Source organism: Haloferax marinisediminis (assembly GCF_009674585.1).
Lineage (GTDB): Archaea > Halobacteriota > Halobacteria > Halobacteriales > Haloferacaceae > Haloferax > Haloferax marinisediminis.
Window position 1 is genome coordinate 162101 of the sequence record NZ_WKJP01000005.1, and the last position, 26742, is coordinate 188842.

The 26742-nt window shown below is 59.6% G+C and carries 23 protein-coding genes; 12 read left to right on the forward strand and 11 right to left on the reverse strand.

What is annotated here, in order from left to right:
• Positions 1-2: 2 nt before the first annotated feature.
• From GJR98_RS16535 to GJR98_RS16545, 3 genes are read right to left on the reverse strand one after another with little or no spacing between them, the layout of a single operon-like run.
• On the reverse strand, positions 3-278 hold the full coding sequence (locus GJR98_RS16535) for a DUF7521 family protein (RefSeq protein ID WP_151139844.1): 276 nt from the start codon (positions 276-278) through the stop codon (positions 3-5).
• 10 nt (positions 279-288) lie between these two features.
• Positions 289-570, reverse strand: a complete 282-nt coding sequence (locus GJR98_RS16540) for a DUF7521 family protein (RefSeq protein ID WP_151139845.1) — start codon at positions 568-570, stop codon at positions 289-291.
• Between the two features lies 1 nt (position 571).
• Complete coding sequence (locus GJR98_RS16545) at positions 572-922, reverse strand: transcriptional regulator (protein WP_151139846.1); 351 nt, start codon at positions 920-922, stop codon at positions 572-574.
• A 116-nt stretch (positions 923-1038) separates the two neighbouring features.
• On the opposite strand from GJR98_RS16545, the gene GJR98_RS16550 reads away from it, so the two are divergent.
• Together GJR98_RS16550 and GJR98_RS18025 are read left to right on the forward strand one after the other, a co-directional pair.
• Positions 1039-1593: a cupredoxin domain-containing protein gene (locus tag GJR98_RS16550; protein WP_323849387.1), complete on the forward strand. Its 555-nt coding sequence runs from the start codon at positions 1039-1041 to the stop codon at positions 1591-1593.
• Positions 1503-1736: a plastocyanin/azurin family copper-binding protein gene (locus GJR98_RS18025; RefSeq protein WP_323849388.1), complete on the forward strand. Its 234-nt coding sequence runs from the start codon at positions 1503-1505 to the stop codon at positions 1734-1736. The genes GJR98_RS16550 and GJR98_RS18025 overlap by 91 nt, the downstream gene beginning before the upstream one ends.
• Before the next feature lie 404 nt (positions 1737-2140).
• On the opposite strand, the gene GJR98_RS16555 is transcribed toward GJR98_RS18025, so the two are convergent.
• The gene (locus tag GJR98_RS16555; protein ID WP_151139847.1) at positions 2141-3385 is read right to left on the reverse strand and encodes a tyrosine-type recombinase/integrase; all 1245 of its coding nucleotides are present in this window, start codon (positions 3383-3385) and stop codon (positions 2141-2143) included.
• A 177-nt stretch (positions 3386-3562) separates the two neighbouring features.
• Here GJR98_RS16555 and GJR98_RS16560 point away from each other — a divergent pair, with 177 nt between their 5' ends.
• The gene (locus GJR98_RS16560; protein WP_151139848.1) at positions 3563-5029 is read left to right on the forward strand and encodes an APC family permease; all 1467 of its coding nucleotides are present in this window, start codon (positions 3563-3565) and stop codon (positions 5027-5029) included.
• Positions 5022-5774: a universal stress protein gene (locus GJR98_RS16565; RefSeq protein WP_151139849.1), complete on the forward strand. Its 753-nt coding sequence runs from the start codon at positions 5022-5024 to the stop codon at positions 5772-5774. The genes GJR98_RS16560 and GJR98_RS16565 overlap by 8 nt, the downstream gene beginning before the upstream one ends.
• A 261-nt stretch (positions 5775-6035) precedes the next feature.
• Here GJR98_RS16565 and rdfA read toward each other — a convergent pair whose 3' ends face one another.
• Positions 6036-6632, reverse strand: coding sequence for a rod-determining factor RdfA (rdfA, locus tag GJR98_RS16570; protein WP_151139850.1), 597 nt, complete (start codon positions 6630-6632; stop codon positions 6036-6038).
• A 102-nt stretch (positions 6633-6734) separates the two neighbouring features.
• Here rdfA and GJR98_RS16575 point away from each other — a divergent pair, with 102 nt between their 5' ends.
• Entirely contained in the window at positions 6735-8654 is a 1920-nt protein-coding gene (locus GJR98_RS16575) for an archaea-specific SMC-related protein (protein ID WP_151139851.1), read from the forward strand.
• Between the two features lie 384 nt (positions 8655-9038).
• Here GJR98_RS16575 and GJR98_RS16580 read toward each other — a convergent pair whose 3' ends face one another.
• Complete coding sequence (locus GJR98_RS16580; protein ID WP_151139852.1) at positions 9039-9854, reverse strand: IclR family transcriptional regulator; 816 nt, start codon at positions 9852-9854, stop codon at positions 9039-9041.
• A gap of 428 nt (positions 9855-10282) precedes the next feature.
• Positions 10283-11530: a Zn-dependent hydrolase gene (locus tag GJR98_RS16585; RefSeq protein ID WP_151139853.1), complete on the reverse strand. Its 1248-nt coding sequence runs from the start codon at positions 11528-11530 to the stop codon at positions 10283-10285.
• Between the two features lie 278 nt (positions 11531-11808).
• Here GJR98_RS16585 and GJR98_RS16590 point away from each other — a divergent pair, with 278 nt between their 5' ends.
• The 4 genes from GJR98_RS16590 to GJR98_RS16605 are packed head-to-tail and all read left to right on the forward strand — an operon-like array spanning position 11809 to position 17541.
• The gene (locus tag GJR98_RS16590) at positions 11809-13491 is read left to right on the forward strand and encodes an ABC transporter substrate-binding protein (RefSeq protein WP_151139854.1); all 1683 of its coding nucleotides are present in this window, start codon (positions 11809-11811) and stop codon (positions 13489-13491) included.
• 41 nt (positions 13492-13532) lie between these two features.
• The gene (locus tag GJR98_RS16595) at positions 13533-14492 is read left to right on the forward strand and encodes an ABC transporter permease (RefSeq protein ID WP_151139855.1); all 960 of its coding nucleotides are present in this window, start codon (positions 13533-13535) and stop codon (positions 14490-14492) included.
• On the forward strand, positions 14492-15391 hold the full coding sequence (locus GJR98_RS16600; RefSeq protein WP_151139856.1) for an ABC transporter permease: 900 nt from the start codon (positions 14492-14494) through the stop codon (positions 15389-15391). Before GJR98_RS16595 ends, GJR98_RS16600 begins: the two co-directional genes overlap by 1 nt.
• On the forward strand, positions 15388-17541 hold the full coding sequence (locus GJR98_RS16605) for an ABC transporter ATP-binding protein (RefSeq protein ID WP_151139857.1): 2154 nt from the start codon (positions 15388-15390) through the stop codon (positions 17539-17541). Before GJR98_RS16600 ends, GJR98_RS16605 begins: the two co-directional genes overlap by 4 nt.
• Positions 17542-17647: 106 nt before the next feature.
• Here GJR98_RS16605 and GJR98_RS16610 read toward each other — a convergent pair whose 3' ends face one another.
• The 4 genes from GJR98_RS16610 to GJR98_RS16625 all read right to left on the reverse strand — a co-directional run bounded on the left by GJR98_RS16610 (position 17648) and on the right by GJR98_RS16625 (position 22384).
• Positions 17648-18337: a DUF1028 domain-containing protein gene (locus GJR98_RS16610; protein WP_151139858.1), complete on the reverse strand. Its 690-nt coding sequence runs from the start codon at positions 18335-18337 to the stop codon at positions 17648-17650.
• 306 nt (positions 18338-18643) lie between these two features.
• A complete protein-coding gene (locus GJR98_RS16615) occupies positions 18644-19237 on the reverse strand; it encodes a SprT-like domain-containing protein (protein WP_151139859.1) in 594 nt (197 codons plus the stop codon).
• 43 nt (positions 19238-19280) lie between these two features.
• Positions 19281-21035, reverse strand: a complete 1755-nt coding sequence (locus GJR98_RS16620; RefSeq protein ID WP_225316454.1) for an ArnT family glycosyltransferase — start codon at positions 21033-21035, stop codon at positions 19281-19283.
• Positions 21032-22384 carry an arylsulfotransferase (asst) gene (locus GJR98_RS16625; RefSeq protein WP_151139860.1) on the reverse strand — a complete coding sequence of 451 codons (1353 nt, stop codon included), beginning with the start codon at positions 22382-22384 and terminating at the stop codon, positions 21032-21034. Before GJR98_RS16625 ends, GJR98_RS16620 begins: the two co-directional genes overlap by 4 nt.
• Before the next feature lie 137 nt (positions 22385-22521).
• Between GJR98_RS16625 and GJR98_RS16630 the strand changes: the two genes are divergently transcribed.
• The 3 genes from GJR98_RS16630 (at position 22522) to GJR98_RS16640 (ending at position 26700) form a co-directional block, all read left to right on the forward strand.
• A complete protein-coding gene (locus GJR98_RS16630) occupies positions 22522-23958 on the forward strand; it encodes a hypothetical protein (RefSeq protein WP_151139861.1) in 1437 nt (478 codons plus the stop codon).
• Positions 23959-24034: 76 nt separating this feature from the next.
• Complete coding sequence (locus GJR98_RS16635) at positions 24035-25891, forward strand: ABC transporter substrate-binding protein (RefSeq protein WP_225316455.1); 1857 nt, start codon at positions 24035-24037, stop codon at positions 25889-25891.
• Positions 25888-26700 carry a phosphatase PAP2 family protein gene (locus tag GJR98_RS16640; protein WP_151139862.1) on the forward strand — a complete coding sequence of 271 codons (813 nt, stop codon included), beginning with the start codon at positions 25888-25890 and terminating at the stop codon, positions 26698-26700. Before GJR98_RS16635 ends, GJR98_RS16640 begins: the two co-directional genes overlap by 4 nt.
• Positions 26701-26742: the final 42 nt, after the last annotated feature.

Genomic DNA, 26742 nt, shown 5'->3' on the forward strand with positions numbered 1-26742 from the left:
ACTCACCGACGAAGAGAGATGAGAAGAACCGCGAATCCGAGACCGATGCCAATCGACTCGATGAGGTGAACGATGATGATATCGAATCCAGCGAATTCGAAGAGCACCCCTTCGATAAACACGCCGACGGTGATGATACCGAAGCCAATCGAGGCATTACGGAGGTAGGGTGCCCGTGTCTTTTGGTATGCCTGATAGCTGTAGAACGTGATGAGGACGCCCAGTAAAAGAACGACCAACCGAACACCGACCAACACCGCAGTTATCATGTCTACCATTGGATTACCCTCACGTTACCCTGTACTCACGCCCATACAATGCGTAGAGGACACTCAACATACCGATTGCGACGATTATCGTCGCGACGGTTCCCGCATCGGAGAGTGAGAGTCCGACCACGTCGAACAGAATTCCCTCGATGACCGCGCCGAAGCTGATGAAGACGAAGCCAACTGCGACGTAGAACATCGGTTGACTGTCGTTCCTGCGGTATCCTCGATAGGCCTGATAGGCGATCAAAAATCCGAGAAGCATCGTGACGAGCTTCGCGACGACGAGTCCGACGTGCATACTATCGTTTCCTCATTTCGTCCCAGATGCGCGTGAATCGGTCAGCCGCGTCTTCGCGGAGTTCGACCCGCACGTCGAACCCGGTTTCGAGGAGCTTGACATCGACTCCTTCGAGTTGCGCTTCGTACTCACTGTAGTGATGTCCGCTCGGGTCGATGTGTGTTCGTTCGACGAGTAAATCGTGTTCCAGAAGCGTATTGACACGTCGGGAGATTGTCGAAACAGACATCCCACATTCCTCGCTGAGGGCTTTTGCAGAGAGCTGTTCGCGGCGTGTCGCTTCGAGAATTGCGCGTGCATAGTCATCGTCGAGGATGGCGAAGATCTCCCGACCGTCTCGCTCCTCGTTCACAAACCATATTTCGAGAGAGGGGTATAAAAAAGAACGGCGATTTGCTGACCCAGCAAATCGGCTTTCCGTACTATACGTTTCGGTGTCGAATCCTCATCTGTAAGGAGACCAAGACCATGTCCGAAGACAATCTCACCCGCCGGCGGATGCTTCAGCTGACTGGTAGTGCGGCAGCCATCGGACTTGCTGGCTGTGCGGGAGCACCAGCGAGTGACGGACAGAACCAGGCGCAGGCAGCCGATGAATCGCATACCGAGACCGAAGCAGCAGAGGAGAGCCACGACGATAGCGAGAGTGGACACGGTGAGGAAGAGGAGGGCCACAGTGACGAAGAAGAGGGCCACGGTGAAGATGGGCACGGACACGACGAAGCGGTCGGTTCGCCGACTGACACGGCCGAGGTGAAGATGGTAACCACCGATAACGGGTACCACTTCGAACCGCACGTCGTGCGTGTGAACGTCGGTGGGACTGTAACGTTCCACAACGAGAGCGGCACGCACTCGACGACGGCGTACCACCCAGATAACGACCAGCCACAGCTCGTTCCCGACGGGCAGCATCGTGGGATAGTGGTATCCTGTCGGAAGCAGGAGCAACCTTCGAACACACCTTCGAAACCGAGGGCGTCTACCACTACTACTGCACTCCCCACGAAGCGCTCGGCATGATTGCGACGGTAATCGTCGGCGAACCGGAGGCACACGGTCAACCCGCGTTAGAGAACATGCCGTCGGACAAGCCCGAGGAGGTCCAGAACAAGCTCAAGGAACTGAACGAGATGGTCAACAAAGCGCTCGGCCACGAACACTGACCACCTCCTGAATCCCAGGGGCCTCTGAACCCGAACCCGAAGACCAGAACGTGTTGACAGTGGGGTCGGTGGTGAGAGGGAATTGTCTGCCACCACCTTCCGGATTTCTCGTGACTCCACAAAAACTCGTTCGGTATATCGACATAAGGTATATCGACTCCAGGAGTCCAAGAGAGTGAATTGTGTTCTCTGGAGCGGGCTACTCCTACAGGACTCAAGCTCTCGGCCACGAACACTGATCAACGAATAGACGGGGATCCGTTGGGGTGTCTACTCCCTGTTTGTCTATTGCGCCTGTGCTGACTAGAGAGAGCAAATTTACCAATCAGTGCGCCGTCTCGCCCGTACATTGTACCGACTGACTCGGAAAGAGTACTCGACCTTCCCCGTCGACAGTCGACAACTCAATTCTGTGCTGGGTCTTCGACACGTCGCGTGCTGGCGTTGGGTTCGAACACAGTAGCCAACTTCTCGCGCATCGCCTGCCGGCGGAACGAGCGGCGTCGTTCCTCTGAGAGATAGTTCGACATGACGACTTCGGTGCTTTTGGACCCCTGGTCGGCCGCGACGCCTTCCAACTGCGAGAGCATGTCGTCGACTGCTTCCTGGTAAGCCGTGTACCAGAACCGCCGACAGAGTTTCGCGGTCGGCGTCTGGCCGTCGACTGTCACGCCCGCATCGGTGGCGAGTCGCTTGAACCGTCGATTGACTGTCTCGCGGGCGATGTGGCCAGTCGAGGACCGAGAGGATGGAAAGAGCGCGCCGTTCCAGTCTTCGTCGGAGAGGTCGTCGATTCGGTCGGCCACGGCATCGACGCCGTAGAGGAGTGCCACTGTCCCCGGTCCGTTCTTTCGTTCTTCGAACGTGATGTGTGGGTCGTCGCCGGAGAGACTGAGTTGTGACGCGTCGAGCGATGCGAGTTCGTTCGGGCGCAGACCCCACCCGGCGAGACCGAGAACGAGGAGACGTTCTTCGAGGTCTGCCGCTGCGGCGTACACTTGCCGGACCTGCTCGGCGGTCATCGTTCGGTTGTCTGGTTGGCCCTGTTCCCAGCGGAACTGTTTCGCAGCGTTCTCGACGGGGTTGTATCGGGCCCGCCGGAAGTCCACGAGATAGTCGTAGAACGCGCGGACCGTCTGGAGGTACTTGAGTTTCGTCCCGTCGGTCGCCAACTCGTCGTCGAAGACGTCGAGGACTTCCAGACACCGGGCAATCTCGTCGGGTTCGGCGTCCCTGTCGTCCAGCCGTTCGAGGAGGGTGGCGCGACCGTGGAGGTCACGGTACACACGAGCGAATCGAGCGAGGTGTGTGCGCCGGGTTGGTATCGTCGATTCGGCCAGTCCACGGCGGGATTCGAGCATGCCGAGGTACGATTCGAACGCCTCGACTGTCGCGTCGTCTTCGATGTGCCACTCGTATCCCGTCGTGTCGTCCACGCCGAGCCCGACTACGTCGACGAAGAACTGACGAGGGGTGAGGTCGTGTTTCTCTCGTAACGCGTACGCGATTCCCGACCATCCGTGGTCGGTCAACCACTCGTACGTCGGAACGTCCTGCGTCGGGTCCATTCCGTCTCGGTCCATCGCGGGTGCGATGGTATCCCAGTAGAACGATTCGAGTTCGTCGAGTGACTTCCGAGACCAGTTCACGCTCGCCCACCTCTGTCGGCGTCGTCGTCGCGTCGCGTTCCGGAGACCATCGTTCTGGTTTCACGGCACGTCGGAGAGGGATTAACACTTTCTCTCGCGGAGAGTGCCCGTACTCACCCCATATGTGACGGGACGTAGATATTTCTGGGTGACGTGCCAACAGAGAACCGATACCAGATGAGCGGAAACAATGGGGGTGTTCCGTCGGGACAGACGGAAGGGGGTGGCGAGTCGCTCGTTTCGTCTGACCCATCGGTCGATGTGGGCACAACCGCTGACGAAGTGACGGTTCTCGAGAGTGGGACGGAACTCGAACGAACAATCGACCTCCGAGGTGGACTTGCAATCGGCGTCGGGACGATGGTTGGGGCAGGGATTTTCGTCTTTCCCGGCCTCGCCGCCGGCAACGCAGGCCCTGCTGCCGCGCTGTCGTTCGTAATTGGTGCGGTCATTGCGCTGCTTGTCGCACTCCCAACCTCGGAGTTGGCGACGGCGATGCCGAAGAGTGGTGGTGCGTACTACTTCATCTCGCGTGGGATGGGAGCGCCGTTTGGGGCCGTCGTCGGGATTGGTCTGTGGCTTGGTCTCGTCTTTGCATCGGCGTTCTATCTCGTCGGATTTGCCCAGTACGCCGTCGCCGTTCTCGAAGAGATTGGTGCGTCGGCGATAATCGTAGAGTCCGTTCCGTTCGTTGCCGTCCTCGGTATTGGATTCGGACTGCTCTTAACCGTGGTCAGTGTCTTCGGGACGGAGAACACGACGAAACTGCAGAACGGAATCGTGAGTCTGCTTCTCGGTATTCTCTTCATCTTCCTCCTCTACGGCTCTCTCGACACCCTCGGCCTCTTCGGCCGCGAGACGGTTCCTGAACAGTTCCTGCCGTATGGGTCGTTCAGTATCTTCACAACGGCAGCGCTCGTCTTCACCTCGTACCTCGGGTTTGCACAGGTCGCGACCGTCGCGGGCGAGATTACGAAACCAGGGCGGAATCTCCCGTTAGCCATGATTGGCTCTGTAGTCATCGTTGGGACGCTCTACGTGGTGACAATACTCATTTCGACAGGTGCCTTCGGAAGCGTACGACTCTCCACGTTCGGCGAGACGGCCATCGTCGAAGTCGCTCGTTCGTACCTCGGTCTCCCTGGGGCTATTGCAATTCTCGTCGCTGGACTTCTCGCGACAGTTTCGAGTGCGAACGCATCGATTCTGAGTTCTTCGCGTGCACTCTACGCTTTGAGTCGCGATGCCTTGGTGCCGACGCAACTTGGCCGAATCAATCTGCGATACGGCACACCACATCTCGCGCTCGCTCTCGTGGGAGGCCCGACGGTCGTACTCGTCGCAGTGGGTCGGACCGAGGTGTTGGCAGAAGTGGCCTCATTTTTGCACCTCATCTCCTACGGCCTCATGTGTGTTGCCCTCGTCGTCCTTCGGCGCTCGAACCCCGAGTGGTACAACCCCTCGTTCCGGGTCCCTGGCTATCCCGCAGTGCCTATTGTGGGGGCCATCGCGAGTTTCGGCCTCGTTGCGTTTATGCAACCGCTCTCACAGGTAATCGGTATCGTCGTCAGCGTCGCTGCATTGGTGTGGTATCTGATTTACGCACGTGAGGTCACTCTCAAGGGGGTGCAAGCAGATGCGTAAATCGCCAGAGATTCGGGTTCTTGTCCCGGTTGCCATCCTGAAGGGGCAGGTGATTCCAGACCAGATGGTTCGCCTGCTCTCTCGTGCCACTGTTGTTCTCCTTGGATACTACGAGATTCCTGAACAAACGGCCCCTGATCAAGCACGTGAACAGTTCGAAGCGAAAGCGCAGCACGAACTCCAGGACTTGGTCGACGCGTTCGAATCGTGTGGTTCCACGGTCGAGACGCGCCTCGTCTTCACTCACAACATTTCACAGACGACCGACCGAATCGCGACTGAAGCCAACTGTGATGCGGTGTTACTCTCGAACCCTGCACCGACGATCGACCGTATCATCGTCCCGATTAAAGAGAGGATCAACGCCGAGGCTATCGCCAAAGTTGTCGCGGGTGTGAGCAGCCACCAAGCGGTCGAAGTTACACTGTTCCACGCTGCATCCGACGAAGCAGACGTTCAATACGGTGAACAACTGTTAGGTGAGGTTTCGGACGAACTCGTCGTCCTCGGCGTCAGCCGTGACCAGCTCAACAGAGTCGTGACAGTTGCACAGAATCCGCTCCAAGCACTCATCGTGGCTGCAGAAAACCACGACGTCGTCATTATGGGTGAGGAGGAACCAACGATTCGTGGCCGGTTGTTTGGTGAGACGTCTGACCGTGTCGCAGAGCAAACTGTCGGTCCTGTTCTCGTCGTTCGGCGACCACTCGAACCGAACAAAAGTGGTGATTCGAGAGAAAACTGAGCGAGCGACGCTCGATGAACGTCCATGTAGAATTGACCATAAATAACAATACCAAATTGTCGGTTGTCGAGCACCAGATAGCCATGTATTAGCTGGTCTGGCTTAAAATTTTTACAATTTTTAAAAATTGTAGAAGGGTTTATGGAGGCATAGTACTACGAAATAACCGATATTTCTGTGGATGGGTATTCATACTGATTCCCCTGCCACAGAGGAGAGCGACGAACATCTCTGCACCCTCTATCTTGTGCACTTTGTACCTTACTGCTGGCAGTCGCACCCGCCACGTTCGACTAGTTCGTCGAAGCTGTACTGGCTTCCACAGTCGGCACAGAACACCTGTACGTCGACGAGCACGTCGGGAGACCCGACGACGATTTCGTCTTGGTTTGCGGCCGACTCGATGGCACTCTCTGTCACCGCGGCGAGTCGCCCACGGAGTCGCTGGACTCGTTCGGTCGGGTCACTCCGTTTGCGTTCTTTGGAGGCACCGCGATACGAGGTGAGATAGGTGTGGACGGCCTGATGAGAGACGAAGTCGTCTTGCAGGCCGTCGACGTCGATACCGGCCCGTTCGAGGCGACCACGTGCACGAGTTCGTTCGGCACCAGTCGCGTCGTCTTCGACTAACGCGTCGTAGAACGTCTTGACTTCACCGTCGAGCAAGTCGAGACCAGCGTCTGTCGCCGCAGTCTTGAGGAGTTCGTGGTTGAACACGTCGGCGAGGGTCCGCAGACTATCTGCATCCTCGTCGTCGGTCCACCGGTCTTCTAACTCCTCACCGAGTCCGTTCAACCCATACGACTCGATGAGGCGTCCGACCTTCGAGTTCGTCGGATTCGGTCGGTCGTCTGGCATGTGTCGAGAACATGCATACCACAGGGATAACGGTTTCCATTACATCGATACGCGTGTAACCGAATACGAACAATTATTTGTGGTCAATCACTGTAGAGAGGCATGACAATCACCAGTCGCGCTGCCAGCGTCACCGTTGAGGCGCGTAATATCGGAGGAATCGAACAGACTCACGTCGAGTTCGAGCCTGGAATTACGATTCTCGTCGGCCGGAACGCTACTAACCGAACGTCGTTCTTACAGGCGTTGATGGCCGCGCTCGGGAGCAACCGGGCGTCGCTGAAGGCAGATGCCGACGAAGGTGAGGTGTCACTGACGGTCGGTGACGAGACGTTCACGCGCGTCCTTCGTCGGAAGGGGTCGAACACTGTCACGAAGGGTGACCCATATCTCTCTGACCCCGAACTCGCCGACCTCTTCGCATTTTTGTTAGAGTCGAACGAGGCACGCCGGGCCGTCGAACGGGGCGACGACCTGCGCGAACTCATCATGCGGCCCGTCGACACCACGGGTATCGAAGCCCAAATCACGCAGTTGGAAGCCGAACGGCGAAAACTCGACGAGCGGTTGCGTGAAGCAGACTCCCTCGACCGGACGATCGCTAACTTAGAGCAACGCGAAGCAGAACTCGACGCGAAAATCGACGATGCTCGCGAGCGTCTCGAAGCACTCGAAGCCGAAATCGAGTCCACAGAACAGACCGACACCGGTGACAACGAGGTCCTCGACCGACTCAACGACCTGCGTTCGACGCTCGAGAACGTCCGGTTCCGTCTCGAAACGGAGCGCCAGAGCCTCGAAGCGCTCCGCGACGACGAGGAAGACATCCGTGAGGCACTGGACGAACTCCCGGACGAGACCACCGACTCCCCGTCTGAACTCGAATCGAAGCTCTCGAAGCGCCGGGAGCGTGTTCGCGAACTCGAATCACAGATGAACGAGATTCAGAACATCGTCCGCGTGAACGAGTCGATGCTCACCGGTGGGAACCGTGGTGTCACGAACGCGCTTCGGAGTGAAGACGCCGGTGGCAGCGTCACGGACCAACTGCTCGGTGGTGACGACGTCGTCTGTTGGACGTGTGGGTCCGAAGTCTCCGCAGAGACCATCGAGGCGACGGTCGAGCACCTCGAAGATTACCGTGCGTCCCTCGCTGCCGACCGACGAGAAACACGCGAAGAGATAGACGACCTCTCGGCACGACTGGACACCATCGAGGAGCGCCGAAGTCGCCGTCGAGAGCTCTCTTCTCGACTCGAACAGACTGTCGCAGAGCGCGAAGAGACGCTCGACCGAATCGCCGACCTCGAATCACGCCAGGACGAACTCCGTGAGGAGATTACGACGGTCGAAGCGAAAGCCGAGGACGTCGACGACGAGACTGACGAGTTGGTCGAACTTCACTCGAAAGCGAACCGTGCAGAACTCGAACGCGAGCGACTCGAGACTGAGCGAGAGCGCGTCCGTGAGCAGTTAGACGAAGCGCAGAACCGACAGGACGAACTCGCCGACCACGAACGCCGCCGGTCGGAAATCGGTGACGAGATTCAGGAACTTCGCGGCCGTATCGACCGAATCGAGGCCGACGCCGTCGAGGCGTTCAACGACCACATGGAACGGGTGCTCGACATCCTCCAGTACGAAAATATCGAACGCGTCTGGATAGAGCGCGTCCGCCGACAGACGTCCGGGCGTGGACAGTCACAGGACCAGAGCCAGTTCAATCTCCACATCGTCAGGCAGACCGAGTCGGGTTCTGTCTACGAAGACACCGTCGACCACCTCTCAGAGAGTGAACGGGAGGTCATCGGCCTCGTGTTCGGTCTCGCCGGCTACCTCGTCCACGACGTGGCTGAACAACTTCCGTTCATGCTCTTGGACTCGCTGGAGGCAATCGACTCCGAGCGAATCGCTGCGCTCGTCGAGTACATCCACGAGCACGCCGAGTACGTCGTCGTCGCACTGCTCCCCGAAGACGCATCTGCCCTCGACGACGGACACACGAGAATCACAGAGATTTAATTTCGGAGTCACAGTTCCCTGTTGCTGATTGTATTTTGTTCTGATATCGACAACCTTTGTGGGATTTTGCATCCTGTGTGTTCGAAACGCGGAATAAATACAAAGAACACGATTTATTCGGATGGCCGAGCGAGTGGATGTCGAGTCGTACAGTTTCGTCCTGCTTCACGCGGTGTCACTCATCATCTCAGGTCGGGGGCGTTCGGTAGGCGTTCGTTGGTGGACAGACTGCGATTGCCTGCTGGAGCGCGCGAGAGTCGACTCCGTGAGGTACTTGTCTCACAGAAAACAGCTGTTGCGTGGTTCGTAGTTTGTGAACCGGGTTGGACTGTCCCTACAGAGTGACGTGGTGTTACGAATGTAGGCGTGTAACGGGGTGGGGGTTCAGCTGAACGTCGGGAACTCGTCGTCCGACTCTTCCATATTGACGTTCACCTCGATGACGTTCGCGGTGTTGACGACGCTCTCGATGAGTTTCTCGTGGTACTCTGGCTGCTTCATCCGGCGAACAGGCCCGGAGACGCTGATAGACCCGAGCACGCGGCCGTGTCGGTTCGTCACCGGGGCGCCGATTGCTTGCAGGCCTTTTATTTCCTCTTCGTCGTTGAGTGAGTATCCACACTCACGAATCGTCTCTAACTCGTCGAAGAGTTCGTCTCGGTCGGTTATCGTCTCCTCTGTCTTTGCCGGAAGTCCGTACTGGTCGATAATCCAGTCGACGCGTTCGCGTGGGAGGTGTGCCAAGATGGCTTTGCCCGTCGCCGAGAAGTGCAGGTAGTCTGCTCGTTGGAGTTTGTTCACCTGATAGTCGCTCCCGACGGCCGTCTCACCGCTCACCTTGTACAGGTTGATACCCAAGCCGTGCTGTTCGGTGGCCAGATGAGCGTACTCACCGGTCTTCTCGGCGAGTTCTTCGATCTCTGGCTTTCCGATACGGTAGAGGATGTTCTGGTACCGGACGTACTCGCCCACGAGGAGGAACTGGAGCGAGAGTTGATACGTGTCGCCTTCTTTGACGACGAACTTCTCCGCACGGAGCGTACTCAGGTAGTTGTACACGACGCTCTTCGAGAGGTCGAGGTGATTTGCTAACTCGGTCACCCTCGCGCCGTCTAACTCTTCGAGCGCCCGAACTACGTCGAACGCGCGAGACACCGTCTTGAGGGTCCGCGGCGAACCGTTCGTGCGTTCGTCGGTCATAGTTTCGGTCGTCGCCCCGAAACCATAGTTGTTTGTATTTCACGAACTCTTTACTACAGCGATGTGGCCTCTTACCCGCTGATTTGGTCATCTACAGGCCCTCAGTGAAACCTACAGAAGTGAAAACGAGCAGCTTGTGTCTTCTGACTGGTGCATGTTCCCGATACAGCATTCTGTTTTCATTCTGTAAACGAAGCCTTCTGAGTGCTCTCGTTACGACGTGCACTCCGACTCGGTGGGGACACTCTCGGGGCCGACGAACTCACACACCTCTCGTTCAGACAGGTGTGTCGAACACGGTCGATTCACGAACAGTCGAATCGCGAATGAACAGAAAAGTGGCGTGTGACAATCGGCAGCAGATGGTTGTGAGCGGTGTCGACAGCGAGCCGAGACTATTCGACTGTTCAGCTTCGCCAGTTATCCGACTATTCGGTCGCCAGTTTGGCGAGCGCACCTGCGAGGACCTGTGTCGCCTCGGCGCAGTCCTCCCAGTCGGTCCACTCGCGTGGGTTGTGAGAGATTCCATCTCGTGACGGTGCGAAGAGGAGCGCCGCATCGGTGACTTCTGCGACGTGCATCGTGTCGTGGCCCGCACCAGAGTGGAGGTCGAGTGTTTCGAGATTTGCGTCTGCACCGGCGTCGTGGAGCGCATCGCGACAGCGGTCACTCATCTCGACTGGCTGTCGGTCCCACGGATGTTCGAGCGTCGTCTCGACGGGGCGTTCGTCTTCGATACGGTCGAGGCTTGCCTGGGCTTCCTCGATGATGTACTCGATGGAGTCGTAGTCGACGTCGCGGATGTCGACTGTCAGTGTCACCTTCCCCGAGATGACGTTGGGCGCGTTCGGCGACACGTTGAGCTTTCCGACGGTACCGACTGCCGTTTCGGAGCGTTCGGTGCGCTCGTTCGTCGCCTGCTCGACGTCCAGGACGAATTCGCTGGCTGCGGCGAGGGCATCGGAGCGGTCACCCATGAGTGTCGACCCGGCGTGGTCGGCCTCACCGGTTATCTCGACGGAACATCGGGAGAGGCCGACGATGCTCGTAACGACTCCAGCGGGGACGTTCGCGTCTTCGAGTCGCTCCGATTGCTCGATGTGAAGTTCTATCCACGAATCCCACTCGGCGGCGTCGATTCGGTCTTCGCCTCGATATCCGATGTCTGCGAGTGCGTCGCCGAGGGGGATTCCGTCTGTATCTTCGATCGAGAGCGCTTCGTCGCTGTCCATCTCGCCGACGGCCACGGCCGACCCGATGAGCCCACCACCGAACCGCTGCCCCTCTTCTTCGGTGAAGTTGACGACTTCGACGGGTCGAACGGGTTCGACGCCCGCATCCTGCATCGCTCGGATACTTTCGAGGCCTGCGTAGACCCCGAGTGGACCATCGAAGATTCCTCCCTCTGGGACGGAGTCGAGGTGGCTTCCGGTCGCAACTGGTGCTGCATCCGGGTCTGCGCTTTCGGGGACCCAGCGACCAGCGATGTTTCCGACTTCGTCGATGTAAATAGAGAGACCAGCGTCTCGAAGTCGCTCACAGAAGAACTCTCTCGCTCGTCGGTCCGCTTCACTCCCAGTGAGTACCGTCCGCCCACGTCCTTCGCCCGTGGGGATGGCACCGAACTCCGCGTTCGACTCGATGTCACTGCGGAGTCGCTGCTGATTGACTCGCATACTGGCCGAGTCGTAACTAACCCTATTTACATATTTGGGAACTGGAAAAATGTGCGCAGTTACTCGGCGGGCCGTCCTCGACGAATTGAGGGGCGACTCGTCGTGAAGAATGGGCGCTGATTGGGGAGCCAGAGAAGTGTGCTGGAATCGGACAGAATTCCACATCTCTTTGACAATTGGCTGGAATGTATTCTCACTGAACAGTTCTGGCCGGGAATGGTCGAATACACCGCAGCAACCAAAATTTTTATCACACATTAGTGGATTTGGGGTTCTATATGCAAGAGAATGACAAGGGGACCGAATCTCCCGATAGCAGCGGCGATGGTTCGATCCGTGGCCGTTTCGACCGCCGTACCTTCCTCGGCGCAGCAGCGACGACGGGCGCTGCAGCACTCGCAGGATGTACCGGTGGCAGCGACGATGGCGGCGAATCCGGTGGAGACTCTGGCAGTTCGGGCGGCAGCGGAGGTTCCAGCGACGACGACACCGAAACGGCCGAGGCAAGTGGCGGCAAGCAAGGTGGCACGCTCCAGTGGGGCGGTGCAGTTCCGGTTCAGGGTCTCGACCCTCACATCGACACCTCCGCGGCGTCGAAGCGCGTCCTCGAGAACATCTACGAGGAAGTCGTCGCGCTGCAGGACGACTACTCCATCAAGCCGCATCTCGCGAAGTCGTTCGACCAGTCGGACGACAACACGCTCCTGACGTTCGAACTCCGTGAGGGTGTCAAATTCCACAACGGCAAGGAGATGACCTCCGAAGACGTGCTCGCGAGTTACGAGCGCGTTCAGAACGGCGACTACCTCGCCACGGGATTCTTCGAGTTCGTCGAGGAACTCCGCGCCCCCGACGACTACACCTTCGAGATTCAGCTCACCGAACCCTTCGCACCCTTCCTCGCGAAGATGGCGACGGCGGAACTCTCTGTCATGCCGGCCGAGAACGCCGCGAAGGACATGGTCGAGACTCCCATCGGAACGGGCCCGTACAAGTTCGATAGCCGTGAAATCGAGACCTCGTTCACGATGGTTCGCAACGAGGACTACTGGGGGACCTCCGACGAGGACGGCCCGTTCATCGAGGAAATCGTCAAGAGCGAGATTCCGGACCCGAGCGTCCGTCTCCAGTCGTTCCTCGCCGGCGAGTACGACTTCATCAACGGCATCGCGCCGAAGGACGTCTCTCGCGTCGAACAGGCACCTGACGTGCGCTTCGAGAAGCAGTTCCCCAAGTCGCTCGTCTACCTGGGAATGAACTGTGACGTGGCACCTTTCGACAACAAGGACGCCCGCATCGCACTCGACTACGCCATCGACAAGGAGAAGGTCGCCGAAGCGGCTCTCTACGGCACCGGTGAGACCACTGCGTCCCCTGCAGCACCCGGAAGCCCATGGGTCAACCCTGACGTCGAACCGCGTCCACGTGACCTCGAAAAGGCACAGGAACACCTCGACGCCGCCGGCATGTCTGACGGTTACACGGCGACGTTCAAGATTCCGCAGTCCTACCCGACGCAGGTGCAGGCCGCAGAGGTCATCGCGGCCGACGCCGCCGAAGTGGGAATCAATCTCGAAATCCAGCAGATCACGTGGAGTACGTGGCTCTCGGACGTCTACTCGAAGCGTGACTTCCAGGCGACGACGAGTTCCTACCTCGCACTGTGGTACCCCGACGTGTCGTTCTACAAGTTCCTGCACCCCAACGGTGCGTTCTTCTTCACCAACTGGGTGAACGAGGACTACAACGCACTCGTCGAGGAAGCGCGTACCATCTACGACGAAGACGAGCGCGCGGAGCTCTACCACGAGGCGACGCAGATTCTCCACGACGAACGTGCCGGTCACATGTTCCTGTGGTGGCAACCGAGCCTGTACGGTGCAGCCTCGCAGTACAAGGGTGACATCGGTGCACCCGACGGGTCGACGCTGCAGTTCTCCGACAACTGGCTCGACCGCTAACCCCGGTTCGACCCCACAATTTCAATACATAATTTCATACAATGTCGATGTACAACTACGTCTTCCGGCGCGTTGGCTTCATGGCGGTGACGCTGTTCTTCGTCACGCTCATCGCCTTCGCCGTCACCAACATCCTCCCTGGTGACGTGGCCCTCCTCATCTTGGGCCCCAACGCGACCGAGCAGTCGCTCGAAGCGCTCCAAACTCAACTGGGACTCAACCGCCCGCTGTACGTGCAGTACATCGACTGGGTCCTCGGGCTTCTTCAGGGGAACATGGGCGAATCACTGCGATTCGGCGAACCCGTGTCGGCGCTCATCGCCGAGCGCCTGCCCCGTTCGCTGATGCTGGCAGTCGCGGCGACGTTCGTCGCCGTCGTGCTGTCGATTCCGCTCGGCGTCTACGCCGCAATCAACCAGAACGAGGCGCCCGACGTGACCGCGTCGATGTTCGCCTTCGTCGGCATCTCGATGCCCATCTTCCTCTGGGGGCTGGTGTTCATCTTGGTGTTCGCCGTTTGGCTCAATCTCTTCCCGACCGGCGGGTATGTTTCACCGAGTGAGGACCTCGTCGGGTCGCTCACTCGACTCGTCCTCCCCGCGGGAGCGATGGGCTTCGCACTCACCGCGTACATCATGCGGATGACCCGGTCGTCGATGCTCGAAGTGTTGAGCGAGGAGTACATCAACCTCGCGCGTGCGAAGGGGATGAGCCAACGCGTCATCGTCCTTCGGCACGCACTCAAGAACGCTGTCATCCCCGTCATAACGGTCATCGCGTTCCAGTTCAGTTACGCGTTCGGCGGGGTCGTCGTGCTGGAAGAGGTGTTCTTCTGGCCCGGAATCGGCCGGTTGACGTTGACCGCAATTCAGAGCCGCGACATCCCCCTCATTCAGGGGTGTATCGTCGTGGTCGCACTCATCTACATGTTCTCGAACTTTGCCGCAGACTTGCTGTACGCGTACTTCGACCCGCGTATCCGCTACGGAGGTGACGACTAATGGCAACCGAACAAGAGACCGACGAAAGCAAGCCACTCATCTCGCAGTCGCAACGCGAACGAATGGCGCGCTTCGTCCGGAAGTTCCGGAGCAACACGAAGGCGATGCTCGGCTTTACCATCGTGGTGATGCTCGTGCTCGTCGCCATCTTCGCGCCCGTCATCGCTCCGTACTCGATAGAAGCGACGAACATCGAAGACCGGTCACAGCCCCCGTCGGTCGAACACCCGTTCGGAACCGACGACCTCGGACGTGACATATTCAGCCGCGTCGTCATGGGAAGTCGCATCTCGCTGTACGTTGGCTTCGGTGCCATCTCCGGTGCGCTCGCCGTCGGTGCCGTCATCGGTGTCGTCGCCGGGTACGCCGGGGGGTTGACAGACGAGATTCTGATGCGCGTCATGGACGCGGCGATGGCGTTCCCGCCGGTGCTCCTCGCACTGACGTTGCTCGTCGTGCTAGGTCCGGAGTTGAGTAACGTCATCATCGCGCTCGCGTTCGTCTATACACCGTACATCGCTCGCGTGTCGCGGAGTGCGGCGCTGGCCGAGCGCAACGAGGCGTACGTCGAGGCGGCCGTCGCCCGTGGCGAGAGCGACTCGCGCATCGTCTTCAGCGAGGTGTTCCCGAACTGTACGGCACCCATGCTGGTGCAGGGGTCGCTCAACATCTCGTTCGCCATTCTCGCGGAGGCGAGTCTGTCGTTCCTCGGTCTCGGTGCACAGCCACCGAAGCCCTCGTGGGGACTGATGATTAACACGGGCCGCGGTTTCATGGAGACTGCACCGTGGATGCTGCTGTTCCCCGCGCTGGCTATCGGTATCGCCGTCGTCGGATTCAACATGCTCGGTGACGGCCTGCGCGACGTTCTCGACCCCAAGGTGGAGGCGATAGAATGAGCACACACGCGACGACGACCGACCGCGAGGGTGACGACGGTCCCCTCCTCGACGTTCGCGGACTCAGAACAGAGTTCCGCACCGAAGAGGGGCCAATCGTCGCCTCGAACGAAGTGTCGTTCTCGCTCGACCGCGGTGAGACCATGGGTCTCGTCGGTGAGTCGGGCGCAGGGAAGTCCGTCACGGCGCGCTCGATAATGCGCCTCATCGACTCGCCGGGCAGAATCACCGGTGGTGAGGTGGTCTTCGACGGTGAGGACCTCCTCGAAAAGACGGACGCGGAGATGCGCGACATCCGCGGCAACCGCATCGCGATGATTCCGCAAGACCCGATGTCGTCGCTCAATCCAGTGATGACCGTCGGTGAGCAGATTATCGAGACGATTCGGCGCCACCAAGACGTCTCGAAAGACGAGGCACGGCGGCTCGCCATCGAGTCGATGGACGAAGTCGGTATCCCCGACGCGGCCGAACGCATTGACGACTACCCACACGAATTCTCCGGCGGGATGCGCCAGCGTGTCCTCGTCGCGATTGGCTTCTCGTGTGAACCAGACCTCATCATTGCGGACGAACCGACCACCGCGCTCGACGTCACGACGCAGGCGAAGATTCTCGACCTGCTCAACGAGATGCAAGAGCGCGAAGGGACGGCCGTCCTGATGATTACGCACAACCTCGGCGTCGTCGCACAGACGTGTGACCACGTCGGCGTGATGTACGCCGGGAACCTCGTCGAGACGGCGAGACTCGCGGACCTGTTCGACAGGCCGCGTCACCCCTACACGCGGGCGCTCATCGACTCGATTCCGGAGGTCGACACCGACTACGACGAACTGCCGACGCTCGACGGTGCGATGCCCGACCTCGGTAACCTTCCGAGCGGGTGTAACTTCGCACCCCGCTGTCCGAACGCGACCGATGCGTGCCGGTCCGGCGGTGACCCGACACTCGATAGCGTCGATAACTCCTCGTCACGTGCAGCGTGTATCCACGCTGAAGACCTCGACCTCTCCGAGAGTACGGTTCCCGAAGCAGGAGTCGGCAGAACGGAAATCGACCGCAGCGGCGAACCGCTGTTCGAGGTCAGCAACCTGAAGAAATACTTCAGCGCGGGCGAAGGCGTCTTCGGCAACGTTCACCTCTCGTTCGAGGGCGGTGGCCTGCCGACGATAGAACGTCGGTACGTCAAGGCCGTCGACGACGTGAGCTTCGACGTCTACCCCGGCGAAACCGTCGGTCTCGTGGGCGAGTCCGGGTGCGGGAAGTCGACCGTGGCCCGCACTGCGCTCCGACTCCTCGAACCAACAGAGGGCGAAGTCTACTTCGAGGGCCAACCACTCCACGAACTCGGCTCCTCGGAGGTTCGGAGTCTGCGCCGCGAGATGCAGATGATCTTCCAGGACCCACAGAGTTCGCTCAATCCGCGGAAGACGGTGGGACAAATCATCGGCCGGGCGATGGAGAAACACGACATCGCGACGGGCGAGGAGAAACGAGAGCGCGTGGGCGACCTGCTCGAACGCGTCGGCCTCTCGCGGCCAGCAGCGAGCAAGTACCCTCACGAGTTCTCTGGCGGGCAACAACAGCGCGTCGCCATCGCACACGCGCTCGCCGTCGAGCCGAAGCTCATCGTCTGTGACGAACCTGTCTCGGCGCTCGACGTGAGTGTCCAAGCGCAGATTCTCAATCTGCTCAACGAGATTCAGGCAGACGAGAACATCTCGTACCTGTTCATCTCGCACAACATCGGCGTCATCCGGCACATCTGTGACCGCGTCGCTGTGATGTACCTCGGGAAGATTGCGGAGTTCGGGGACATCGACGACGTGTTCTCGGCGCCGTTCCACCCCTACACCGAGAGTCTCCTGTCGGCGGTTCCGCACGCGAACCCTAACCGGCAGACTGACCGCATCCTCCTCGAAGGGAGCGTTCCGAGTCCCATCAACCCACCGTCGGGATGCCCCTTCCAGACGCGCTGTCCCAAGAAGATTGGCGACGTCTGTGAGCAGGAACACCCGGGACTCGAAGCGATGGACGACACCGACCACTACATCTCGTGTCACCTGTCGGAAGCAGAGATGAGTGAACGCGATTCGTTCATCACGCCGTCGAAACAGGCGGAGACCAGTCCGGCGGATTCGGACTGAGGCTCACGGGCACCCCTTCACTATCAGCGTACCGCCACACAACAGAGGCACCCACTACACGTCTACTCGTGTACAACGCTATTTTTCTGGTCGATTTTTGTCTGCTTCAGTACTTCACGCCGAAGTCGAGAATCTCGTCTGGATAGTGCTCGAAGAGCTCCTCGGTCTCCGACCGAATCTGTGGTTTCGCTCGACGGGCCTCGGCGAGTAGCGTTCGGAGGTCGCCGACTGGGTCGTCAGCGAGGTCGACGCGGAGGTTGTGGAAAAACTCCGGGGTAGGTGCATGGACGAGCAGTGCGGCGCTCATCTCTCCTCGGTCGTCACCGCCGGCGGCCTCGCCTGCTTCGAGTGCTGCAACCAGTTGTTCGGCCATGTCCCCGTCGGTGGACTCGAAGGCGTCGGCAGTAGCATCCACGACGTCACTTCCGGCGAGCATGTTCCCTGCGACGGTGTAGTTGTCCCCGACGCGGTGGCCTGCCCACTGGACACATTCGTCACCAGTGAAGACGTACTCGCTGTCCACTCCGACACCGTGGACTTGCCGGTAGGCAGCGTAGTCGTCGGCCGCGAGAAGGTCGGCAAACGCGTCGTCGATGCGTTCGCCAGCGTCGGCACGGGCGACGGCGTCTCGGCCGTGTTCTGTTTTGGTGTACGATTGTGTCACTGCTGCGCCGGTGGCGCTCACGTACGGGCAGGTTGCGCCCACGGAGACTGTTCCGGTGGTCACTGCTGCGCCGAAGGTGTTCGTGTCCGGGTCACGGGCCGCTATCGAGAAGGTTCCTGGGACGTGTCGCATGCTACTCTACTCGTTCGGCTGGTTGTCGGGGTGGAATAAATAAACTCCCTCCCCCTGCAGAGAGACAGGTCGCGGTTCGACGATTCACGACACTCTACAGAAATTGTCTCTTTAGTAGTACAGTACCGACTTTGTCAATTGTATCAAGAAAGTAATACTATCTAACCTAAATAAGAGAGAGAAACTCCAACTGTCTCTGATTCGGCCGTTCTAAACGCTCGAAATTGCACTATCTATCTGTTCGGTGACTGCATACTCCCGATAATGGCTAGTTACAGAATACTCTCGTTCAGCTGAAACGACCGGCTATGTCCCGTCGTCTGGTCGCTCACACGAGAGGTCCGCCTCACAGCACGCGGAGCGGTATGCCGACGGATTGCGAACGAGTTTGCAGTCTCGATACCGGTAGGCGACGTCGTCCCCACAGTCGGTACAGGTGAGGACGTATTTTGGGTCGGTGAATCGGCGGACGCGGACCGGTGCGTCGACGGCCGTCGCGCGTCGCTTGAATGCGGGGCCGTGGTCGGTCGCGCCGAACGCCTGAAACTGTTCGACGTGAACGAGTTCGTGTCTGAGTGTCGCGGCCCACTCGTCTCGCCCGAACGAGTCGAAGGCACGCCAAGAGAGTGACATCGTACAGGTCGGGACGGTTTCGTCGGGTGTCTGTGTCTCCCAGTCTATCGTCGTGCCAACCTTCGCATGTTCGATTTGAGGTGTTTTCACTGCTGCTGCGCGCCGCTTCGCGCGGGTGGACACCTCCCACTCGACTGAGTCGACGTCGACGGTGAAGCCGTACTGTTCGACGGCCCGAGTACAGTACGCCCGAGACCAGCGAATCAACTCTTCGTGTGTCCCGACAGCGTCGTACGCAGGTTCCAATTTGATGTCGTCGAGTGGCACAGTTTGGTCGGTGATTCGGAACAGAGGGTCATGGGTGTTGTGCTCACCGTGGAACTAACCACCTCGACTCCCAACGCTGGTCTCGTTCGCTATCCGGTTTGGACGTCGAGTTTTCGGGTTTCACGATGCGGTACACCACTACGCCTTCGTTGCCATAGACACGCCGGTAGCGGTTACTGTCGTCCAACGACATTCTGAGCTGTTCGGTCCGATCTTCCTCGAGGCCACGGACAGTGTACGTTCCAATGGGGACGTACAGGTAGTCGGGAGACGCTCCGACGGACTCCATCGACTCGGAGACGCAACTGGCGTTTTCGCAGGTACTCACCGACTTGAACGCCGATAACTGGCTGTAGTACTGGTCAGGACTCACCCATTCGACACCCCACGGTCCGACGAGAATCGTGCGCTTGGTGTAGTAGGGGAACCACTCGGCGGCGTCCGACAGAACCACGAACGAGGCGTTGGCTTCGGTGTGGTTTGCGGCCCACTTCATCGCCTGCCGATCGTCGTCGTCGAAGAACGGTGGCAGACTCGGACTGCCGTGGTGTGCATCCCCGATTTGACTCCCAGCGTAGAAGCCGCCGAGACTGACGCTGCAGATGATTGCGATGGCGAACGCCGCAGCGATTGTCTGTCGCGCATCGACGGTGTCACGTAGCGCGTCGGCCAGTTTTGGGACGACGAGTGCGAAGAACACCGTCGATATCATCATCGCCCCGGCGACGAACTGGAACCGCTCTTTTCCGAGGACGTACGCCGAGACGACGAGCCACACCGGAAGAATGTACTGTTTTCGGGATACGAGGACGACAGCAGCCGCGAAACTCGCGACGAAGAACACCGTCACGATCGTTGGGTCGAAGGGGTAGACGAACTGGTCGAGGAGGCGTTCGAGTCCACCTGCGATGCCACTGTGACTTCCAGCGGCCCCGGTGAACACGTCGACGCCGTGTGCCGAGATGACCCACAACCACCACGGTGACGCGATGATGACTCCGCCGACTGCGGCGACTGCACCGCTGACGAGTCCTTGAATCGTGCGGTCGAACGCCGCGTAGAGGAGGACCCAACTGACACCGAAGAAGACGGTGTAGACTGGATGTGAGAGGATGGTGAGCGCGAAACAGATGGTGCCGACACCGACCCACTGCCACTCCCGGTCGATGAAGACTCTCGTCCCCGCGTAGATGCCACAGAGTGCGAGCAAGAACGCCGAGGCACGGACGATACCACCCGCCGAGAGGTGCCATTGGAGGACAGGTGGACACACGGCGAGGATGACCGTTGCGAACCCAGCCTGTCGTCTCGTCGGGAGGAGTTGGGTGGCGATTCCGTAGTACGGTACGAGGTAGAGAATCGTCACGACGGCCGGGAGGTATCGACTGATAGCTAGCCCCGAGATACCGAGGTCGGTGAGGACTGCAACGACGTAGAACTGAAGCGGTGGGTACGCGAACGGAATCCCACCGGCGTAGTACGGAATCGTCGTCGGAAGTGCGTACCCATTGTCGCGAATCTGTGTTGCGATTTCGAGGTACAACCCTGCACCGAATGCTGGGTACTGGTGGGTCGAAACGTAGGTTACCGAGACGACGACGCCAGCGAGGAGCGCGATTGCGAACCAGAGGTGACTGTCACGACCGAACCCCGGAATCTCTGAAGCGACATCTGAGGAGTGTTCGGTTGCGACGGGACCGAGACCCACCGCGAGTCGTGCGTCTGTGTGGGCGGCCATCGTGGCAGTCCCGGATTGGACGTCCTCGGTCTGTCTGGTGTCCGGTTGTTCCCCGGTCATCGACGTCTGTGAATCGACAGCGGACTGTTCACTGAGAGACGGTAGGGAAGCCACCGGAGTTCGAGTACCACCCATCCGAGCGCGACCAGTATGGCGAGACAGGTCGCGAGGAGTGAGGTGGGTCCCATCCACTGCGGGAGGACGTAGTAAACGGCATTGACGACCGGTCCGGGAATGAACGACGATTGGGCAGCGTCGCCGCCACCACTCGTTATCCTGTTGACTGTGCGGTTTTCGAGGCCAAGTTCGTGTGCTGGCGGCCCTCCAGTGCTTTCGTCACCAGTTCCGAGGCGTTCTGCTTCGTATGGGAACGCGACAGGGATGCTCCAGACGACTTCACCCGTCTCGTCCAGTTCGAGGATACGATTTCCGTTCGAGTCGGTCACGAGTGTGTGACCATTCGGAAGCCGGTCGGCGTCTCGTGGCCACTGGAGCCGACGGTCTTGCCAGACCCACGAACGGGCCCACCCGTCTCCGGTCCAGCGATACTCGACGAGACGGTTGTTCTCAGAGTCGGCGACGAGGACAGCGTCGTCACCGTCCTCGTTGACGAGGTAATCCGGGTTGTGCTGTTCGTAAATAATGTCGTGAGACCCATTTCCGAGTGTTCGCTCGTGGACGAGGCCAGTCTCACGGTCGAGATAGACGATTCTGTCGTGATTTCGAAGACTGACCTGTATGTGGCCGTTTGGAAGCACTTCGACGTCGTTGAGATGCGTCCAATCTGAGGGGTACGGACCGCCCGTCGTCACGGTGTCGAAATCGGCCTGTGCCTCCCACGCCCACTCGACGAGTCCTGAGGTGGTGTTCACGATGAAGACGCGGTCTAGAGCGATGTCGGCGATTACGTACGAATCGTCGTCCAGTCGGTCACCATCGTGCCAGCGCGTAGAATGCTTTCCAGGAGTGATTCGACTGTAGATGTGTTCGACCTCTCCCGTCGTGAGGTTCACGCGTTCGATGCCGTTTCGAGTACAGACCTCTTCTCCGCCACACTGCTCGGGGGTGAGGTGGTCTGAGTAGAGGTACTCCACGGTCGCAGTCGTCCCCGGTACGGGGTCGACATCCCAGTAGCGAGTGTGTGACCCGTTGTAGTACGCGACGGTTCCGTCAGCAGCGAAGGCGATGAGTTCGGCGCTCGCGCGCGGACCGTCGCGTTCACGGCCGAGCCAGGTGTTCGAGTCGGTTGCGACGACGGTCATCCCGTCGGCTGGTGCGACACGGATGTCGTCGGCAGTCGCGTCGGTCACCGTCTGCGCTGACTGCGTAACTTGGGCACCACTGACGATGCCGATGCAAACGAGGAGGGCAACCGCTGCAGCGACTCGAACGTGAGTACGCTCGACCATCAGTTCATGGTCGTCTTCTGTTGGTCTAATTATCTGGATACTAACCCTGAGTCTCCTGTTGCCTGTCGAAACAGTGCGACGTCGGGCAACTTAATAACGGAATAATTACGGTCTTTGACCGGCTGAAGGGCGTAAGGATGCCACCTCGCGCTCGGCGGCTCGGGGGCCTCGTCGTCCTCGCTGTCTTCGTCATCCTGTCGATGTCTGCCGTGTCGTCAGTGAGCGCCATCGACCTGACACCGGCAGACCTCTTCGACGATGGCCGCGCCGAGCCGGATGGCGTCGAAGACGCTGAGGCAGTGCGTCTCGTCTCCGTCGGTCCCGAGCAAGACCGATTGTGGCCGTTCACCAGCAGGGGGAAGTCGTTCGACACGTTGACGCTTCCCATCAACGTGGTCGTCGAGGGTGACTCTGCACGAGTCCGTTCTCTCCTCGTCTACTCACAGGATGCGCGGTGGGACGAGACGAACGAGTCGTGGAAGGAGGTGCCTGGCGAACGGAACCTGTCGAGTGCGGATGGCTCCGTCTGGGGGCCAGCGACGGGTGCAGACCGATATACGTACGTCGACACTGATGCTCCTGGTGCGCTCTGGGTCGACGAATCGACGCAACTCCACGATGGGACGTACTTTGGCAGCCGGATTCACCTTCGCCTGTACGGTGTCGGCAGTCAGGGGAACTCGTGGACGGCGATTCAGGCCCACCGTGACTACTGGGATTGGTTCCGCCTGAGACATACGGTGACGGGGCTCGCTGGCCCCCAACACACTGTCGAGCGTGACTTGATGGACCAGCCGGCGGTCACCGAAGTCCGCCGAGTCCGATACGGAAACGGTGGAATCTTCGACGCCGATGGGTGGGTGACTGTGGTCGAACTCGCACCCCCGCAACTCGTCTCTGAGGAGTCGGTCGACGACCAACCAGTTTCCGACGACACCGCGTCGTCGACGAACAACGATGTGGACGACGCTGAACCCGAGCCCACGTCCTCGACGATCGAACTTACGGACAGTCTCGTGGTCCTCTCGCTCGTCGCCCTCGCCATTGCGGGTGTGGGAGGTCTCGCCACTTTCGCTCGTGACGGTGACCGTACCGGTGCACTCACCGAACGCTTCCACCGGTCGCGCCTCGGCGACCCGCGGGTCCAACGAGCAATCGCACTCTTTGCGACGCTAGTTCTGCTCCCGCTGTTCATCCGGTGGGTCGCCCTCGTTCTCGAAGGGTTCGCCCCGAACCATCCAAAAATCATCGCCGGTCTCCTCTACCCGGTGTTCGCACTTGGCCCGCCGGCCGTGGCACTGTGGCTTCCCCGTGGATACTCTTCGGAGCGCTGGTTTGGACTCGCGTTCCTCGGCTACGGGATTGGATTGGTCGTCGACTTCGGATTCGTCGGCGTCTCTGTCGTTCCCCTCGACCTCGTCCTCCATCGCTTCGTCGTGCTCGTTTCCCTCGGCCTCCTCGCCGTCGTTGGACACCGCCGGTCGGGGTTCGACGACGCGAACTCACTCGCGCTTCCTGCGACTATCGGCCTGTGGATTCTTCTCTTGCTCTGGCCGCTCTTCCTCGGGGTGTAATATAGTTAGGACCCGTGTAATAACGTCTGTAAATCGCTTCATTGGGACGTATAGGCATCCTGCCCTCCACGTGACGATGTCATCTTCCCGACTCAGTAGGCGGTCGTTTCTGGCGCTCTCAGGCGTCGGACTGACCAGCGGCTGCGTCAGGCAAATCGAGTCGACGTTCTCGCGTGATCACCAACGACCCCTCTCGTTTTCGATACTGACGGTTCCCGCCGATTCAGATGCAGTGGCGACGAAACTCGCTCGGTACCTCGCGATACAACTGCAACAAGTCGGTATCGATGCGTCTGTCGTTCCGGTGAGTCGGGAACAACTGCTCCGGTCCGTTCTCTTGAATCACGATTTCGACATCTACGTGTACCGGTTCCCGCTCCCGTGGGACCCGGATTTTCTCAGGCCACTGCTTCACTCTCGGTTCGCACCCGACATTGGCTGGCAAAATCCATTCGGATACGGGGACCTGTCGCTCGACTCGCTGCTCGAACGGCAACGAACTGAACGCGGGGGTGTGCGGAACTCCACGCTCTCAGATGCGCAGTACCGAATCGTCGAAAATCAGCCGTTCACACCAGTTGCAGTTCCACACACGGCCCGGGCGACACGCCCAGACCGAGTCGACTGGCCTGTCGGCGAACCATTACACAGTGTCGCAGCGTATCTCGGAGCGCGCCCGGTCGAAGCCGAGCGGGTTTCGTCCAGCGTGCCACCGACTGCTTCGCCCGCTGGGACACCGTCGAACGACTCGACACCGACGACGTCGACTGAAACTGTCTCTCAAGCGAATCGGCTTCGAATGACGGTAACCGACGCCCGCCCCACCGAGAACTTGAACCCGTTGTCGACGGCGTTTCGGTCCGACGGGACGTTTATTGGACTCATCTACGATTCGCTCGGCCGAGTACTTGATGACCAGATGCATCCGTGGATGGCTTCGTCGTGGTGGTGGATCGACGACGATCCGACGACGCTCTCGGTCAGACTTCGTGATGGTCTCGAATGGCACGATGGGACCGCTATCACTGCTGGTGACGTTGCGTTCACGTTCCGGTTCCTCACGGACACGTCGCTCGGAACGCTCGACCAACTCGTCCCGTCACCGCAGTACCGTGGCCGGGCGTCGCTGGTCGAATCGGTCTCGACAGAGTCCTCACGGGATGTTGTACTGCGTTTCGGTGATGTAGACCAAACTGTCGCACTGCGTGCGCTGTCTGTACCCATCCTTCCACAGCACGTCTGGGAGCGGTACGCCCGTGCGACGAGCGTGTCGTGGCTCGACGGTGGGCGTATCACAGAAGCGCTCGTTCGGAACAACCTCGACCCAGTCGGAAGCGGGCCGTTTCGCGTGACTGGAAGTGCTCTCAGGGAGTCACTGTCGATGGAACGGTTCGATGAGCACTTCTTGTCGACGCAAGAACTCGACGGTCCGGTTGCTCGATTCGAGGGTGGATTCGCGTTCGATGGACTGGAGTTCATCGTCGCTCCCTCCGGGAATGCTGCCGTCAAACTGCTCTCCGATGGTGCCGTGGACGCGACGGCTGACCTGCTTTCGTCGGATGCGGTACGGTCGGCACTGGCAACCCCGAACATCAGCGTGCGGACCGGAATGTCTCGGTGGTGTTATCACGTCGGCTACAACCTCAGGAAACCACCGTTTACCAACCCACGGTTTAGACGGGCCGTTGCCCGACTCATCTCTCGGCCGTTCCTCACGGAGACGGTGTTCGATGGACGTGCCCAGGGGGCGGTGTCTCCGCTTGCGACGACGCGGTATGCACCACAAGGACAGCAGTGGGACGACCTCCTCACTGAACTCGGATTCGTCGGCAACTTCCGAACTGGCAGCCTCGACGTCGACCGTGCCCGCTCGCTGTTCGTGGATGCAGGATACAGCTATTCGACCGGTGGTGACCTTCTGGTGCAAGAATGACCTTCTCGCCGCTCGTCTCGATACTGCTTAGCGTTCTCGGTGGCGGTGCAGTTGCGCTTCTAATCGCGACACTCGGTATCGTCGGCCCAGAGCGACTGCGGGCTGCATATGGGACGCTCGGAGAACGCGTTCGAGATTCCTCGAGATACCTCGGGTTGCTCGCCGTCGTTCTCGTCACGAACAAGGTTGCTCGCGACGTCGGACCGGAGGTCTCGTGGCTCATCGGGTGGAACGTGACGGGCCTCATCTACGCTGTGGAAGGCGACCTCGTCGAACACGTTCAATCACTCGCAACGCCGACGCTTACTGCCATCTTGTCGGCTGTCTACCTCTCGGGATACGTCTTCTTGCTCACGTTTCCATTCGTGGCGTATCTGGTCTCGACCGACCGGCGGCCGCTGAAGCTCACTGCCGTTGCGTACGCGGTCAACTACGGAATTGGGGTGTGCTGTTACATCCTGTTCATCTCCTACGGGCCGCGGAACCTTCTGCCGGGGCAGGTCGAGTCGCTCCTCTACGTGACCTACCCGCAGACGCAGATTCTCACTCGACAAGTGAACGTGAACACGAACGTATTCCCGTCGCTTCACACGTCGCTGTCGGTGACGGCTGCTCTCGTCGCGGTTCGGACACGTGCAGAGTACCCTGTGTGGGCCCTCGTCGCTCCGATTCTTGCGGGTGCTGTCGCCTTTTCGACCATGTATCTGGGTATCCACTGGGCTGTCGACGTCGTCGCTGGCGCGGTTCTCGGTGTCGCCAGTGTCTCCCTCGCAGATTGGTTCGTAGAGTACCGAACCGGGAGCACGTAGTCGCTCGGTTGTGCCACACGGTGGCATTTATCACTCGCCATC

Coding starts and splice junctions, on each gene's coding strand:
- GJR98_RS16540 (WP_151139845.1), bottom strand. CDS start 570: ATGCACGTCGGACTCGTCGTCGCGAAGCTCGTCACGATGCTTCTCGGA.
- GJR98_RS16560 (WP_151139848.1), top strand. CDS start 3,563: ATGAGCGGAAACAATGGGGGTGTTCCGTCGGGACAGACGGAAGGGGGT.
- GJR98_RS16595 (WP_151139855.1), top strand. CDS start 13,533: ATGTCGATGTACAACTACGTCTTCCGGCGCGTTGGCTTCATGGCGGTG.
- GJR98_RS16580 (WP_151139852.1), bottom strand. CDS start 9,854: ATGACCGACGAACGCACGAACGGTTCGCCGCGGACCCTCAAGACGGTG.
- GJR98_RS16600 (WP_151139856.1), top strand. CDS start 14,492: ATGGCAACCGAACAAGAGACCGACGAAAGCAAGCCACTCATCTCGCAG.
- GJR98_RS16585 (WP_151139853.1), bottom strand. CDS start 11,530: ATGCGAGTCAATCAGCAGCGACTCCGCAGTGACATCGAGTCGAACGCG.
- GJR98_RS16590 (WP_151139854.1), top strand. CDS start 11,809: ATGCAAGAGAATGACAAGGGGACCGAATCTCCCGATAGCAGCGGCGAT.
- GJR98_RS16605 (WP_151139857.1), top strand. CDS start 15,388: ATGAGCACACACGCGACGACGACCGACCGCGAGGGTGACGACGGTCCC.
- GJR98_RS16575 (WP_151139851.1), top strand. CDS start 6,735: ATGACAATCACCAGTCGCGCTGCCAGCGTCACCGTTGAGGCGCGTAAT.
- GJR98_RS16610 (WP_151139858.1), bottom strand. CDS start 18,337: ATGCGACACGTCCCAGGAACCTTCTCGATAGCGGCCCGTGACCCGGAC.
- GJR98_RS16630 (WP_151139861.1), top strand. CDS start 22,522: ATGCCACCTCGCGCTCGGCGGCTCGGGGGCCTCGTCGTCCTCGCTGTC.
- rdfA (WP_151139850.1), bottom strand. CDS start 6,632: ATGCCAGACGACCGACCGAATCCGACGAACTCGAAGGTCGGACGCCTC.
- GJR98_RS16640 (WP_151139862.1), top strand. CDS start 25,888: ATGACCTTCTCGCCGCTCGTCTCGATACTGCTTAGCGTTCTCGGTGGC.
- GJR98_RS16535 (WP_151139844.1), bottom strand. CDS start 278: ATGGTAGACATGATAACTGCGGTGTTGGTCGGTGTTCGGTTGGTCGTT.
- GJR98_RS16625 (WP_151139860.1), bottom strand. CDS start 22,384: ATGGTCGAGCGTACTCACGTTCGAGTCGCTGCAGCGGTTGCCCTCCTC.
- GJR98_RS16550 (WP_323849387.1), top strand. CDS start 1,039: ATGTCCGAAGACAATCTCACCCGCCGGCGGATGCTTCAGCTGACTGGT.
- GJR98_RS16635 (WP_225316455.1), top strand. CDS start 24,035: ATGTCATCTTCCCGACTCAGTAGGCGGTCGTTTCTGGCGCTCTCAGGC.
- GJR98_RS16565 (WP_151139849.1), top strand. CDS start 5,022: ATGCGTAAATCGCCAGAGATTCGGGTTCTTGTCCCGGTTGCCATCCTG.
- GJR98_RS16620 (WP_225316454.1), bottom strand. CDS start 21,035: ATGACCGGGGAACAACCGGACACCAGACAGACCGAGGACGTCCAATCC.